Below are 16,308 nucleotides of genomic sequence, written 5' to 3'. Positions count from 1 at the left end.
GAACAAGTTACCAAGTGAAGAAGTTATGAAGCGATCTCGATAACTCGATAACATGAGAACATGAAAACAATAAACATAAACATAATCATAAGCCTGTTGATCCTACTGCCTCTGTGCAGTAGGGCACAGCATGGAGTAAGCTATAATCAATTTGGTCAGCTTAGGAATTCGTTCAACTCTTCGTTGAGCACGATGGACAGTCAAGGTAGTTTTTCGATGCTAGGACGTACGCAATGGGTGGGCGTAGATGGAGCGCCAAAGTCATTATGGGCTACGGGGCACGGACAGGTCAAATCTCTCGGTCTTGCTATCGGCGCAGATGTCAAACACGCCGGACTGGGAGTTGTAAAGGAAAACGAATTGTCCGTATTTGCTGCTAAAGCCGTGCGGTTGGACGAAGACGAATACTTGAGCTTGTCCATGGGCGGTGGGTTTCTGTTTTACCAAGGTGATTACAGTCAATTGGATGGAACCGACCAGGCTTTTAGGGAAGATGTCCGGGAGTCTACAGGGATATTGAGTATTAGTACTTCGTACTATAAGAAAGACAGGTATTATGTAGGTCTGTCGATGCCTCGTTTTACCTTGGCTAGAGACAACCGTCAGGAGTATGAATTTCGTAACGTATATTATATCTCTGCAGGCGCGTTATTCCGCTTAGATGATACGTTTTACTTACGTCCCTCATTTTTGGTAAGCCACATGGATAATCTGACTCCGCGTTATGATGTAAGTGCCTTGGTATTTATGGGACGTAAATTTGGATTGGGAATGGGCGTGCAAAACCAAGGGGATCTCTCCGGGTTAATGCAGCTCAACTTTGGTAGTTTTGGTGTAGGTTATAGCTATCAGTTTAGTGTGAATGGACATACACTGAACCAGCGGATATCTAACAATACCCATGAATTTGGTTTACGCTATAAAATAGGCGGTATCACGATACTGTAGTTTTTTTAAATTTTTAGATTTCAGGCCTCAATATGATATTGGGGCCTGTTTTTTTTGCTTTTAACTTATCCGTGTAACTTCATATTATTCATATAGCGGTCAAAAAAGTGATTTATGTCACTTTTTTGATCAATACATGGATTTATTTATTGACATATGTCAATAAATAAATTTTGTATGAGAAAACATCATAGAAATGAAATACTTTTATTCTGTCTTAAGAATTCGTCATCGGTAGCGCCAGACGTATATGCTAGACCAAACTACTTATTGAAAAGAATAACTTGACTATGAAAACTACGTATTGGTTATCATCATTTATCTAACGTATTAATTATTGCTATCTCAGGAGTCTGTTTGGAGGAGTCGGATTGGACAACGTAAGCTACTTTAGAATTTATTTATATGCTTAGCATTTAGTGATTTAAAGTGTGTGTCTTGAAATTGTCCCCCAATTGTCCCCCCCTCGGATACTGTTTTATTTTGGTTTTTAATTTAATTTTAGCCACACAATTATTAAATAACATCCCGTGAAAAAGAATTTGAATATTACTAAATATCTGTTAGCAGCGGTGCTTTTGGAATTGGGTAAGACGTTCGAAAAAATATAATCTTACGATGAATAATAATAACAGACGTGATTTTTTAAAGCATAGCGGCTTGCTTTTGGGCGGGCTCTTATTCAATTCGAGCAAAGTGTTTAGCGGAGCAGACAGCGGATTTTTAGCAGGAGATACTCCTTTTCTTTCCGAAATCGCTATTTTTTCGTTTGGATTTGCGCCGAGAGGCTGGGCACAATGCAATGGACAACTTTTGCCTATCAACCAGAATCAGGCCCTTTTTTCTTTATTGGGTACAACTTTTGGTGGAGATGGCCGTGTTAATTTTGCCTTGCCGGATCTTCGTGGACGAGTGCCCATGCATGTGGGCAATTCTCATCTATTGGGCGAAATAGGCGGGCAACAAGCACATACCCTGAATATCGGCCAATTACCAACGCATGTGCACTCGGGCCCCATTTCGATCACACCACTGATTGGTGGAAATGCAGACCAGTCAAATCCAATTGGAGCATTACCGGGCAAAAACAACAGTTATGCCAATCGTTTTTCGACGTCGAGTGACGAAATGATGGAAATGACCATTCCTGCTTCGGACAATAACACGATGATCGGCGGCAGTCAGGCTCATCTGAACATGCAACCTTTTCTTACATTGAATTTTTGTATCGCTTTACAGGGAGTTTTCCCTTCACCAAATTAAAAGACTATGGCAGCAACAGATCCATTTGTAGCAGAAATATGTATATTCCCATTTAACTTTGCCCCGAAGGGTTGGGCTTGGTGTGATGGACAGCTATTACCTTTATCTCAAAATACAGCTTTGTTTTCGCTATTGGGTACGACTTATGGAGGCGACGGTAAATCTAACTTTGCCTTACCCGATATGCAGGGGCGTGTCCCAATGCATCCTGGACAAGGCTCTGGACTGTCCTTACATGATTTGGGAGAAAGTGGTGGAGCAGATACCGTCACACTACTATCTAGTGAGATTCCTGCCCACAGCCATCCCATTAAGAATGTGAGCTATCCGGTAGCAGCGGGGGCCGATACGGCAAGTCCTGTACAGACATATTTCGCAGAAGTACCAAATGTAAATTTATATAGCAGTACCGCTACACAGGGCACCCCCCGGCAGATGACTATTGTGGATCTACCGGTAGGCGGAGACCAGCCCCATAATAACTTACAACCTTATTTAACACTTTATTTCTGTATTGCTCTGCAGGGAGTATTCCCCCCAAGAGGTTAAAATTATTAGACTATGGCATCTTATGTTGGTGAAATAAGAGTATTTGCTGGGAATTTTGCCCCGGCAGGATGGATGTTCTGCGAAGGACAGCTATTACCTATCGCGGAGAATGAAACATTATTTAACTTAATTGGCACTACGTATGGTGGTGATGGAGAGTCAACCTTTGCCTTACCCGATCTTCGAGGACGTATCCCTATCCATCAAGGCAATGGTTTTATACTCGCCGAGACAGGGGGAGCTGAAGAAGTAACATTGACCGTAAGTCAAATCCCGGCACATAATCATTTTGGTGCAGGTCCTGAAACTGTACAGGCAAAAATATCCGGATACGCGCAGGGTTCACAGACCGGTTCTTCGGCAGACCCGACGGTAAGTTATCCGGCCATAGTCCCTGGATTAAAGCAATTCGGGAAAGTAAAATCTTCCAATACAACCGCAAAATCGGCCACCGTAGTGGCTAACACACAGACAGGAACGACGGGCGGGAACCAGCCACATACCAATTTTCAACCCTATCTCTGTGTCAATTTTATTATTTCGCTATACGGAATTTATCCATCTCCCACTTAATAGATCCCTATAAGATAGGATCACGAAGGGACGCTGTAGACTCCCGGATATACGGCTGAAAGTAATGCAAATATTCTAAATAATTAATGAATAACTCAGATGGGAACGATAACCTCATCTTTAAAAAAATAACTTATTCCAATGAAAATAGCTGTACTGATACCTAGTTCGACAACTCATCCGCAGTTGGGCTATGATTTTTATTTATCGTTGCAGTATACTCTAGCACAGCATGATATAGTCGTCGAGTGGATGAGTGCATCTATCGGATTTGGTGTCGATGACGTCGATATGCTGGCTAAAGCCGAAGATCTGCTACTCAATAAAGGGGCAGATCTTCTGGTTGCTTTTGCGGATTATCCAAAGATAAGTAAGCTTTTTCCGTTGTTGGAAGCTGTAAATAAAGAATTGCTCGTTGTCAACATGGGTGCAAAATTACCCTTAGATTGGCATCCACATCCCTTAGTATTCCATCTTGGTTTGCAAGAAAGCCTATTGGCTTATGTAACGGGCAAAACAATATATGAAGAAGGGAGTAAGCAACTCGTATTGGCTAGCAATTATTATGAAGGGGGGTATGCCCCCTGTCAACTTGTAGTCGACGCTTTTATGCAAGAAGGAGGTGAGATCATTTACAATTTTATACCGCATAGTAAAGGGGAAGCATTTTCGTTGGAACCGCTGACGACATACCTTACCGAATCCAAAAATAACCTTACGGTCTTCGCCAGTTATTCGCATCCGCTTACTACGGTGTTTTGGCAACAATGGTCGCAACAGTTCTTTTCGCAGGAACATGGACTTTGGGGCAGTTCTACCTTTTTGATGGAGTCTCTGGTTAATCATCGAGATATACTAATCCATAATAATCAGACTTCTGGTTTTATAGCCTGGGATAGGGCACTGGACAATGCAGAAAATACCCTTTTTTTACGTGTATTTGAACAAAAATTAAATCGTGTAGCGAGCTGTTTTGCAGCGTTGGGATGGGACGCAGGCCTGTTGATTGCCAAAGCCTTGCAAGATAAGCAAAGGAATTCATCTTTTAGTCTAATCGTTTCAATGGCAGATCTTGTAGGACCGATTAGGTTGACTAGGGGGGAGGCTATCGTAGACAAAGACTTTCAGACACTGATAGCGCCAGCATACCGGTTATCGGTAACAGACAAAAATAAACAGTATCAAACCATAGCGGCGTTGAAAATGCTTTCTGTATGGCAGGATCTTAAAGCACAACATCCTCAACCCAACCAAAATGGTTGGTTTAATACCTATTTATGTTCCTAAAGAACAATTAGATTATGAAAAAAATATTCTACCTTTTTTGCGTTGCACAGATCATTATTCAATTGCTGGCGGGCAAAGGTTTGCTGTATGCACAGTGTAATGATACGAATGGACTGATCGCTTTTACGGGATATCAGATCGCTGATGCTGCAAATCCCCAAGGGCAAAAAGACAAATTCTCCTTTGTAGTGCTAGACTCACTGCCTGCTAACACAGCGATCCGATTTACGGATAGAGGATATACGGGAGAACCATTTCAGTCTTTCACCGACGCACGCTCCGATGGAGAGTTGGTATGGACTTCTACACAAGGGATAAGTCCCAGCACGACGATTGTCATTACGCTGGACGGTGCCAATACCATTGCCTCAAAGGGAGGTATCAGCGGCTATCAGGGAAATTTCGATTTAGGACTTGCCGGCGATCAGCTCTTTGCGTACGTTAATAGCCCATTTAAGATACATGCTGCAATGCTTATCAATAAAGCAGGATGGGATACAGAAATGGCGCAATTGGAATATTATCCCATATTATCTTCTTCAAAGTCCTTGAATCCGAACATAGCGCCACGGCAAACCGTTATCATATCCAATCTGGGAGAAGATGCCTATCAGGCCAAGCTAAACCCGATAACATTGACCGGCAGCAGAACAGCCTTGCGCAGTCAGCTGTTTGCCGGAACATTTAATATATCCAACAGTCTGAGCGCTAATCTCGTTCAGCTTTCTGCTTCGCCTATTACATGGAGTGCAAGCGCACCAACCTATACAGCCATAGCCCTTAATAATACAACATTATCAAGCACCGTTTCCGATGCCTGTTATATCCAATGGCAAAGCAGTACCGATGGAACAACATTTAACGATGTTATAGACGGAGCAAATTTCACTGGCGCTAAGACTGCAAACCTTACACTGGTCAACAAGCCGCTCACGCAAGATACCTGGTTTCGTATGCGCCTTACCGGTGCAGCGACCACCTATACGCCTGCTATACACCTGACCATTCCGGCTATAAGCGATCAGCCTGACAGCGATATGGTATGCACAAACAGTCCAACCTCTTTCACTGTTGCAGCCACGGGCACAGCCCTGAGCTACCAATGGCAGGTCAATGCCGGTAGCGGATTTACCAACATTGCAAATAGTACGCTATATAGTGGCGCTACCGCGCCTACGCTAAACATTAGCAATGTAACGCTTTTGAATAATTATAAATACCGAGTTGTCGTATCCAGCAACATAGCTATTTCGGACACCTCTACCGAGGCGACACTTTCGGTGAATCAGCTTAGCGTACAACAACTTGCAGATAATGTATCTTGTTTTGGTGGCAATGATGGCAAGGTGGGTTTACATGTTCTTACTCACGGCGTACAGCCTTATACCTATAGCTGGGTGCGTCAAGGAACGACCACAGTGATCTCTACCGATGCGATAGTTTCCGGTCTTTCTGCCGGTAGCTACACCGGAACCATTACAGATGCAATGGGTTGTTCGATTACGCGCACAATCATCGTTGAGCAACCGGCTGCACCTTTGGAAGTCTCATCTCACGGCAAAACCAATGTTTCCTGCTATGGCGGCGCAAACGGCACGGCCAGGGTTGTCGTAACTGGGGGAACATTGCCGTACACCTACAGTTGGGATTATGCCCCATGGATTACAACGGCTGAAGCAACAGGTTTGGCGGCCGGCACTTATACCGTTACCGTAACAGACGCTAAAAACTGCCAAACTACGCAGCAGTTCATCATCACTCAGCCGGCAGCGATCTTATCCGTTTCGTTTGTCGATGAGGTGCACGTCTCCTGTCATGCTGGTACGAACGGCCAGGTCACAGCAGCCGTAACCGGAGGAACGCAACCTTACACCTATAGTTGGGTACGTCAGGGAACAAGTACCCAGATAGCTGATACGCAAACAGCTTCCGGTCTTACGGCTGGCACCTACACTGTTAACGTAACAGACGTTAATTACTGTCAGATAATTTCAAACTTCACCATTACGCAACCTGCTTCGGCATTATCCGTCACATTGTACAATAAGACCGATGTAACAGCTTATGGCGGAAGCGATGGCACTATCCAGGTGACGGCATCGGGCGGTACACCTAACTATAGCTATGTATGGCAGCGTCAGGTTGGCGCTGGTTGGACAGCGATAAATCAAAGTTCAAATCCTGCGACTAATCTTACCCCCGGCATCTACCGTGTAACGGTAACGGACTACAAGGGTTGTTTGCAAACCTCAGCGGGAATTATCGTCACCCAGCCTCCTAATCAGGCGCCCGTAATTTCTAATCTGAATAGCGATGCAGTTGCTTGGGCGGGCGTTGGAAATACCGTTACGCTAGATGCAAGTGGTAATGCAGGTGTGAGTGATGCCGAGATGGATGCATTGAATGGAGGGTTGGGTAACTACAGCGGTGCTTCTTTAACATTACAACGCGGAGGGAATATTACATCGGCTGATGTTTTTGGATTCAATACGCTGAATTCATCATTTAATGTGAGTGGCAATACTTTACAAAGTAGAGGATCTACGTTTGCTACTTTTACAAATACGGGCGGTGTATTGACAATATCCTTTACTAGTTCGGGGACAGTTGCGACAAAGGCATTGGTCAATGAAGTGTTACAGCGTATCATGTATCGAAACGATACGCCTGCGGGGGATGCCACTATTGGCTTTACCTTTAGTGACGGTATGGCAAGTTCATCAGCTAATGTATTGGTTAATACGGATAATATTTATATCACTAACACAATAGATACGAATACCATTAATGTAGCCGATGGAATTAGCTTTAATGAAGCCATTGCTATTGCCTTGGCAGATGCCACGGGTACACAGACGCTAATCTTTGCCAACACATTTGCCAACCAAACCGTTAACATATTAAATACTGCCATCAGTGAGAATTTAACCCTAGATATATCGAATGCTTCCGGTCTTGTTTTGACAGGTGGTCCGATTACAGTGTCAAGCGGTAATATTTTGACTTTCTCCAACAGTGCAGGTAGCGCTGCAACAATAAGTTCTTCTATTTATGGCAATGGTGGAATTAATAAAGCCGGCGCTGGTCTGATTACATTAATAGGGGTAGGGTCGTACACAGGGCCTACACAAGTAACGGCAGGCACATTATCTGTTAGGGGAAGCTCTATTTCGGGGCTGTCTGTAGCCTCTGGTGCTACCCTTGCAGGAACTGGTAATGTTAAAAGCATCACGTTACATAATGGAGCTATTTTGTCTCCGGGAGCAAGTGGAAATGATATTGGTACGCTGACTGTAAACGAAAATTTACAGCTGAATGCTGGTGGTACCCTCGCTATCCAGATCAACGGCGTCACTGCTGGTACAGAATATGATCAAATCGTGGTGAATGGAACTGTATCCATTCAAGGAACTTTGTCTGTGACGCATGGATACATGCCGGGACAGGGGGATAATTATTCTATAATTGTCAACGATGCGGCCGACGTAATTACTGGTACGTTTACAGGTCTACCTGAGGGTGGGACAATTACTGCAGCAGGCAACAGTACTATATTAACAGCTAGCTATATAGGAGGTACAGGCAATGACTTTACGTTGACGGCTCCTATAAATGAAGCTCCTGTTATCAGCAACCTGAATGGTGACGCAGTTAGTTACACAGAGGGGGGCGCTGCTGCATCTATCGATGCAGGTTCCAACGCAACCGTAACGGATTCGGACTCTCCTGATTTTAATGGAGGTAATGTGAGGGTTGCTATTACAGCTAATCGTGTAAGTGCAGAAGATGTACTTTCTATTCGCAATGAAGGAACAGGTGCGGGACAGATAGGGGTATCGGGTAGCAATGTGACCTACGGAGGTACTACGATAGGTGCCTGGACTGGTGGGACAGGTGTTAACGATTTGGTTTTCAGTTTTAATGGTAACTCCAGTGTAGCTAGTGTGCAGTCATTGATCCGCAATTTGGAGTATAAGAATACCAATACGGCGGACCCATCCACGTCAGTGCGTACCGTAACTGTAACGGTTAATGATGGCGATGGTGGTACAAGTACTCCGGCTAACGTTAGTGTACAGATTACCGCCGTCAACGATGCACCTACTCTTACTGCAACAGACTTAAACCAAACTTTCACCGAGGGAGCTTCTGCTGTTTCGTTATTCAGTGGAACTACTATAAGTACAATTGAAGTTGGGCAGGCAATAAGTAAACTAACGCTTACTGTAGCTAATGTGTCGGATGGTAATCAGGAGATATTGAAAATAGATGGTTTTGATGTTCCGCTAGTAATTGGCACAAAGACCACAGGAACAAACGGGCTTACACTAGATCTTTCTGTAAGCGGATCATCGGTGATTGTGCAGCTGAGTAAAGTTGGGGGTATCTCTCCTGCTATTATGCAGGGCATAGTTAACGGAATAACTTATCGTAATACAAGTACTAATCCAAATACAGCAAATCGTATTATAACGTTATCTTCTATACAGGATAATGGTGGTATAGCTAATGGCGGTGTCGACTTAACAACACTATCGATAGCATCTACTGTAACTATAGTGGCCGTAAACAATGTGCCGATAGTTACTACTAGTGGTGGCAATACAACATACACTGAAGGAACAGCGGCTGTAGTAGATGCTGCTCTTACAGTTTCTGATCCGGATAATACAACCTTAGCCTCGGCAACAGTAGCGATTACGGGTAATTTCCAATCTGGACAAGATGTGTTGGAATTTGCCAATAATGGGACTACAATGGGTAACATTACCGCTGCTTATAACGCCGGTACCGGAATGTTGACACTTAGCTCCGCTGGATCCACGGCGACTTTGGCGCAATGGCAGGCGGCTTTGCGTACGGTTAAATATGGTAACTCGTCGCAAAATCCGTCAACAGCAAACCGTACCATAAGCTTCAAAGTACACGATAGTGGTCAGGAATCTGTGGCCGCTACGAAAACTGTCTCCGTGATCGCAGTCAACGATGCGCCGGTTGCAGTAGATGACTATGTTACGGTGACAGAGGATATACCAGCAACGGGCAATGTGTTAACGAACGATTCGGATCCTGAAGGTAATGCCTTAACGGCATCCTTAGTCATAGCGCCTGTTAACGGCACGGTAGTCCTGAATGCGGACGGTAGTTTTACGTATACACCTAACGCGAATTACGCGGGTAGGGATAGTTTACAATACCAAGTGTGCGATAATGGAGTTCCTTCTAAGTGTGACACAGCATGGTTGTATTTAACCGTTAATCCGGTAAATGATGCCCCTGTAGTTAGCGTACCTACGAGTATCGCTGTAACAGAAGATGTTGCTTCTGCACTCACAGGTATAAGTTTTAGCGACGTAGATGCGGGTGCGAATCCTGTGACAGTTACGTTGTCTGTGCCGACCGGTACGCTCAGTGCGACATCAGGAATGGGTATCACAGTAGGCGGAACGGCAGCAATCTTGACACTTAGTGGAAGCGTTTCTGATATCAATGCCTTTGTCGCAGCTGGTGCTGTTACATTTACCACGGTGAGTAATGCAACTTCTAATGTGATATTGACAGTATCTATTACCGATAATGCACACACGGGCGGAACTGCCTTGTCGGATTCCAAAACTACTCCATTATTGGTTACGGCTGTCAACGATGCACCGGTCAATTCCGTACCGGGTGCGCAATCTGTGGATCAGGATGCTACATTGGTATTCAACAGCGCAAATAGCAATTTGATCTCCATATCGGATGTGGATGCTGGATCTTCAGATGTTCAGGTCAATTTAGTCGCAACGAATGGACGAATGACGCTTGGCAGCACTAGTGGACTTTTGTTTTCTGTGGGTAATGGTACAAATGATGCATCCTTGACTTTTAAGGGAACTATTGCAAATATTAATACGGCGTTGAATGGACTTGTATTTACGCCAACCCCAGGTTATAATGGACCGGCTTCCTTACAGATAATAACAGATGATCTGGGCAATTCGGGCTCGGGCGGCGCTAAAACGGATACCGACTATATAGCTATTACAGTCAACTCGGTTAGTCCGAAAGTAATTTCGGTCAGCGCTTCGACGGCTAATGGTACCTATAAAATAGACGATGTCATTGCGCTGACAGTGACTTTCGATCAGACCGTGATGGTCAATACAGTTGGAGGTACACCTACACTTTTATTGGAGACAGGAGCAATCGACCGGATGTCAACTTATGTAAGTGGTAGCGGAAGTAATACGTTAACGTTTAGCTATACGGTACAGCCTGGTGATATCTCTGCAGATCTAGACTATACATCGACTGCGGCACTTTCTTTGAATGGTGCAACTATTGAAAATATCCACAATGACATTGCTATATTGACTTTGCCAACTGTTGGTGGATCTAATTCAATTGCTGGCCAGCGTGCTATTGTGATAGATGGAGTTGTACCTACAGTGGCAATGGTAGCTGTGCCTACCAATGGCTATTATTTACTTAATCAGAACCTGGACTTTACGATTTACTTCTCGGAGGCTGTGCTTGTAGATGCGATAGGAGGAACGCCTCGACTATCGCTGACGATCGGAGGACAGACGGCATATGCGGATTACCTGTCTGGTTCTGGAAGCCCTGCACTCGTATTCCGATATACAGTGGCTGCAGGATTGGAAGACCATGATGGTGTTGCAGTGGGCGCTTTATCATTGAATGGGGGTACAATCACAGACGCTGCAGGCAATAATGCGGTGTTGACGCTAAACTCGGTTGGAAATACTACAGGTGTAAATGTAGATTCTAATCCGCCAGTTGTTCCTGCTAATTTTACAGCTACAGGTCAGGATGCGCAGATATCGCTGGCTTGGGAAGCGAATATGGAAACTGACTTTGAGAAGTATATACTCTATGTTAAACCTGATGGTGGCGTAAAAACGTATTTGACAGATATAGCAAAAGGAACAGAATACTATACGTATTCGGGGCTTCCTAACGGAGCTTCTTACGAATTTTTCCTAATCGCTATAGATCAGCGAGGTCATCAGAGTGGGGAAGCATTAGCATCTGCAAAAACGATGGGCGAGCAGTCGATCAGTTTTGCGGCATTGGCCAACCTAACTTATGGTCAGCAAGGGGTAGTATTGACGGCCTCAGCAACATCGAATCTTCCTGTGTCGTTCGTGTCGTCTGACTCGAATATCGCTGAAGTATACCAGGACAACAATGATGGCGGTAAATGGAAAGTCAATGCTAAAAAGGTTGGAACGGTGACCATTACAGCTGCTCAAGGTGGAAATAATGTATACTTGCCTGCCGCATCTGTTCCGCAGTCATTAACCATAGTTCCAGCTATGCTTACTGTAACAGCGGATGCGAAGACTAAGGTCTATGGCGAAGTAGATCCTGCGCTGACCTATATGGTGAAGGCTTCGGATCTTCGTAACGGCGATGCAGCGACAGTAGTAAGTGGTAGACTGACACGTGCACAAGGTGAGGCTGTGGGCAACCACGATATCACGAATGTGGATCTTGCAGCAGACAACTACGCGATAAACTATGTTAAATCCCAGTTGAGCATCACGAAAGCGGTATTAACCGTAACAGCGGATGCGAAGACGAAGGTCTATGGCGGAGCAGATCCTGCACTGACCTATACGGTGAAGGCTTCGGATCTCCGTAACGGCGATGCAGCAACAGTAGTAAGTGGTAGCTTGACACGTGCACAAGGGGAGGCTGTGGGCAACTACGATATCACGAACGTGGATCTTGCTGCGAGTAACTATGCGATCAACTATGTTAAATCAGCATTGAGCATCACGAAAGCGGTATTGACCGTAACAGCGGATGCGAAAACGAAGGTGTATGGTACAAACGATCCTGCTTTGACGTATATCGCTACCGGATTCAAACGGTCAGACAGTAAATCAATACTGATCGGAGGTCTTACACGTGTGGAAGGTGAGAATGTCGGTAGTTATGCTATCCAAAGAGGTACACTGGCGGCAGGTGATAACTATACCATCAGTTATACAGGTGCCAATCTGATGATCACCAAGGCGACCCTATCGGGATTGAGTTTTGTGAACAAGGATGTGGTCTATGATGGTGCTGTTAAATCCATCCAGCTAAACGGTACATTGCCTACTGGGGTGACCGTAGTCTACCAGAATAACGATAAGATCAATGCGGGAAGTTATGATGTGAAAGCAATTATAGCAGAAACAGCAAATTATTTTGGTACAAGTTTTAATGCGACCTTATTGATCCGTAAGGCCAAACAGACGATTAGCTTCATGGCACCTGAGGTCTTGGCCCGCGACGCTGGTAAAATCTCTCTGGATGTGCAGAGTAGCAGTAATCTTCCGGTTCAGCTGATGGTCGACGATCCTATGGTCGCCACGGTTTCGGGAACTGATCTGAATGTGTTGCGCCTTGGTACGGTTCGTATCACAGCGACACAGGCTGGTAATGAAAATTACGAAGCAGCAGCTCCAGTAAACGTATCGGTGCGTGTAGCAAATGATGCATCGGCTAAGTTGCCTATTATCGTACATCAAGCGGTATCGCCGAATGGAGATGGTATCAACGAATTCCTTATAATCGAAGGTATCCGTGATTACATAGACAATAAGGTGACCATCTTTGATAAAAATGGTGTTGTATTGGCTGAAATACAAGGGTATGACAACAGAGATCGCGTGTTCTTTGGAAAAGATCACCGTGATGGTACCTATTACTATTACATCGATGTAAAAGATGGAAATACCTGGAAACGTGAAAAAGGATTTTTTGTGATTAAGAGGTAAATTAAGTGAACAAGTTATCAAGTGAAGAAGTTATCCAGCGATCTAGATAACTCGATGACATGATAACTCGATAACGTGATAACATGAAAACATTAAACATAATTATGAGCCTGTTGATCCTACTGCCCCTGTGCAGTAGGGCACAGCACGGCGTGAGTTACAATCAGTTTGGCCAGCTGCGCAATTCATTTAACTCTTCGCTGAGCACAATGGATGAACAGGGGAATTTCTCCCTATTAGGAAGAAGCCAATGGATGGGAGTCGATGGTGCTCCCCGTTCGCTATGGGCATCGGGACATGGGATGGTATCTAAATTGGGATTGGCCATCGGTGGTGATATTAAACACGCGTCACTGGGAGTCGTCAAAGAAAATGAAGTGACGGCATTTGTCTCGAAGGCTGTACGGCTAGATCGGGACGAGTATATAAGTCTCTCTATGGGCGGAGGGGTCTTGTTTTACCAAGGTGACTACAACCAATTGGATCCAAATGACCCGACCTTTAAAGAAGATATTCGCGAAACGGCAGGTGTCCTTAGTATCAGTACTTCATATTATAAAAAAGATAAATACTATTTCGGTGTTTCGATGCCGCGATTTTCGTTGAATAGGAGTGCGGATCAGGAGTATGAATTTCGCAATGTGTATTACGTGACCGGGGGAGCTTTATTCAAGCTGGACAATAGTTTTTACCTACGCCCCTCGTTTTTGGTCAGCCATATGGACAATATGACACCGAGATATGATGTCAGTGCCCTGGTATTTATGGGGACCAAGCTGGGACTCGGTATGGGCGTACAGAATCAGGGAGATCTTTCGGGATTACTACAGTTGAATTTTGGGTCTTTCGGGATAGGGTATAGTTATCAGTTCAGTCCTAAGAGTAATACGCTCAATCAACGTATTTCGAATAATACCCATGAATTTGGCTTTCGCTATAGAATAGGTGGTATAGGATTGTTATAGCGGTAAAAGTACTGGGTTATCAGGATATGTAATTATAGAAAAAGGCCTGAAGCGGGGAGCTTCAGGCCTTTTTAACTAACCAATTATTAACCTAAATTATGAATACTTAGATAGTAACCATAACTGTGCCAAAAAATTATCCTGTACGGTATATTCTTTGTAATAAATCTGTTGTACAATAGTTTTATCTTCAAGTAGCTTCGTTTTGTTTCGATTTTTACTTTTGATTTGCTTTATATTTGTTCAGTAACCTTAAAAGTAACTATATGAACACATTTCGTCCCTTTGTACTCTGGATGGCATTAAGCCTATTCGTCGCATCTTTTGCGATAAGCTGTTCGCAGCGTGTTGTTAAGTCTACAGATAAGATGCTTGCGGTATCCATCCCCGACAAAGAAGGAGCTACAGTAAAAGGAAGGGTTTATGCCAAAGGAAGAGGGCTGGCCAACGTTGTGGTCTCGGATGGGGTAGAAGTGACTACTACGAATGAAAATGGTATCTACTATCTGGCTTCTGGGAAAAAACAGGGCTATGTCTTTATCTCGATTCCGGGCAATTATGAAGTGAGTACCGTAGGCAATCTTCCACAGTTTTTTAAGTATTTGACAGCAACCCCAGAAGAGGTAGAGGTCGTAGACTTTGAATTAACTCACGTTCCTAATGACAACCATAGTGTCGTGGTCATGACAGACTTTCATCTAGCCGATCGAACAGACGATCTGTCGCAGTATGCCCGATTTGTGAAAGATGTAAATGGCAGTATTCAAGAACTTCGTGCACAAGGGAAGAAGGTTTATGGGCTGACGCTGGGTGACCTGTCTTGGGATAATTATTGGTATTCCAGATCTTTCGCCCTACCAGAATACGTGTTACAGATGAATAAATTGAATACGACAGTATTTAATACGATTGGCAATCACGATAATGATCCATATATAGAAGGGGATTGGGACAGTGGAGCTGCCTATCGTAAATTTATAGGACCCACCTATTACTCCTTTAATATCGGAAAGATCCATTATGTGGTGTTGGATAATGTCGTGTACTTGAATAAAGGTGGGAAGCTAGGAAAGATCGGCGAACGTAATTATAAAGCATCTGTGCTCGAAGAACAGATGGAATGGTTGAAGAAAGATTTGGAGACGGTGAAGGATAAATCTACCCCTATTGTATTGGCTATGCACGTACAGCTTAATAATGCCCCTAAAGCGGACCAGTCTGCTACGCAACGGCTGGATAATGCTACTGAATTGTTGAAGGTATTGGCACCATTTAAAAGAGTGCAGGTATTGACGGGGCATACGCATGTAAACTATACAGTCGAAAATACCCCCAATCTAATGGAACATAATATTGCTGCGGTATGTGCGACATGGTGGTGGACCGGCAAAAATGGCTATACCGGTAATCACATTTCGCAGGACGGTTCGCCCGGCGGATACATGGTCTGGAACATGTCGGATCGGAATATCGATTGGTACTATAAAGGAATTGACAAGGCTAGAGATTATCAATTTAGAGCATATGACTTGAATAAAGTTAAAATCACTGCAGCGAAGTTTGCACCGAATAGTACCGATACAAAATTAAAGAACTATACCAACGGTTATGAACTGCTGAATAATAAAAATGAGGTATTGATCAATGTTTGGGGGTATGATCCACAATGGAAAGTAAACGTCACGGAAAATGGTGTACCCCTGAAGGTGACGCGGGTACAAGCCTATGATCCATTGCATATCGTGTCTTATGCAGCGATGCGTCTCCAAGATAATGCGACCCCGTCGAAGGGTTTCGTGACTTCAAAGTCCGCCCATTTTTTTAAGGCAACAGCCTCGTCGGCGAGTAGTACGCTGGATATCAAGGTGACTGATCGCTTTGGTAACGTCTATAAAGAATCTATGGTGAGACCAAAAGAATTCACCACTAAGATGATGTAATACAGT

The 16,308-nt window shown here is 44.2% G+C and carries 8 protein-coding genes; all 8 read left to right on the top strand.

The window, feature by feature from the left end; genetic code table 11:
• Positions 1-60: 60 nt before the first annotated feature.
• The 8 genes from G7B20_RS03595 to G7B20_RS03560 all read left to right on the top strand — a co-directional run bounded on the left by G7B20_RS03595 (position 61) and on the right by G7B20_RS03560 (position 16,302).
• Positions 61-948, top strand: a complete 888-nt coding sequence (locus G7B20_RS03595; protein WP_164108666.1) for a PorP/SprF family type IX secretion system membrane protein — start codon at positions 61-63, stop codon at positions 946-948.
• 618 nt (positions 949-1,566) lie between these two features.
• A complete protein-coding gene (locus tag G7B20_RS03590) occupies positions 1,567-2,211 on the top strand; it encodes a phage tail protein (protein ID WP_164108665.1) in 645 nt (214 codons plus the stop codon).
• Between the two features lie 6 nt (positions 2,212-2,217).
• The gene (locus G7B20_RS03585) at positions 2,218-2,760 is read left to right on the top strand and encodes a phage tail protein (protein ID WP_164108664.1); all 543 of its coding nucleotides are present in this window, start codon (positions 2,218-2,220) and stop codon (positions 2,758-2,760) included.
• A gap of 12 nt (positions 2,761-2,772) precedes the next feature.
• Positions 2,773-3,333, top strand: coding sequence for a phage tail protein (locus tag G7B20_RS03580; protein WP_164108663.1), 561 nt, complete (start codon positions 2,773-2,775; stop codon positions 3,331-3,333).
• Positions 3,334-3,474: 141 nt separating this feature from the next.
• Positions 3,475-4,620, top strand: a complete 1,146-nt coding sequence (locus tag G7B20_RS03575) for an ABC transporter substrate-binding protein (RefSeq protein WP_164108662.1) — start codon at positions 3,475-3,477, stop codon at positions 4,618-4,620.
• 14 nt (positions 4,621-4,634) lie between these two features.
• Positions 4,635-13,397, top strand: coding sequence for an MBG domain-containing protein (locus tag G7B20_RS03570; RefSeq protein ID WP_164108661.1), 8,763 nt, complete (start codon positions 4,635-4,637; stop codon positions 13,395-13,397).
• An 83-nt stretch (positions 13,398-13,480) separates the two neighbouring features.
• The gene (locus tag G7B20_RS03565) at positions 13,481-14,362 is read left to right on the top strand and encodes a PorP/SprF family type IX secretion system membrane protein (protein WP_164108660.1); all 882 of its coding nucleotides are present in this window, start codon (positions 13,481-13,483) and stop codon (positions 14,360-14,362) included.
• 266 nt (positions 14,363-14,628) lie between these two features.
• A complete protein-coding gene (locus G7B20_RS03560) occupies positions 14,629-16,302 on the top strand; it encodes a calcineurin-like phosphoesterase C-terminal domain-containing protein (RefSeq protein ID WP_164108659.1) in 1,674 nt (557 codons plus the stop codon).
• Positions 16,303-16,308: the final 6 nt, after the last annotated feature.

It is taken from the genome of Sphingobacterium sp. xlx-96 (assembly GCF_011007365.1).
In the GTDB taxonomy this organism is placed as follows: Bacteria; Bacteroidota; Bacteroidia; order Sphingobacteriales; family Sphingobacteriaceae; genus Sphingobacterium; species Sphingobacterium luzhongxinii.
This window is presented reverse-complemented; position numbering and strand designations above follow the sequence as displayed.

Bases quoted from the DNA above. Each gene is read 5' to 3' on its own strand.
- G7B20_RS03580 (WP_164108663.1), top strand. From the start codon at position 2,773: ATGGCATCTTATGTTGGTGAAATAAGAGTATTTGCTGGGAATTTTGCC.
- G7B20_RS03595 (WP_164108666.1), top strand. From the start codon at position 61: ATGAAAACAATAAACATAAACATAATCATAAGCCTGTTGATCCTACTG.
- G7B20_RS03590 (WP_164108665.1), top strand. From the start codon at position 1,567: ATGAATAATAATAACAGACGTGATTTTTTAAAGCATAGCGGCTTGCTT.
- G7B20_RS03560 (WP_164108659.1), top strand. From the start codon at position 14,629: ATGAACACATTTCGTCCCTTTGTACTCTGGATGGCATTAAGCCTATTC.
- G7B20_RS03585 (WP_164108664.1), top strand. From the start codon at position 2,218: ATGGCAGCAACAGATCCATTTGTAGCAGAAATATGTATATTCCCATTT.
- G7B20_RS03575 (WP_164108662.1), top strand. From the start codon at position 3,475: ATGAAAATAGCTGTACTGATACCTAGTTCGACAACTCATCCGCAGTTG.
- G7B20_RS03570 (WP_164108661.1), top strand. From the start codon at position 4,635: ATGAAAAAAATATTCTACCTTTTTTGCGTTGCACAGATCATTATTCAA.
- G7B20_RS03565 (WP_164108660.1), top strand. From the start codon at position 13,481: ATGAAAACATTAAACATAATTATGAGCCTGTTGATCCTACTGCCCCTG.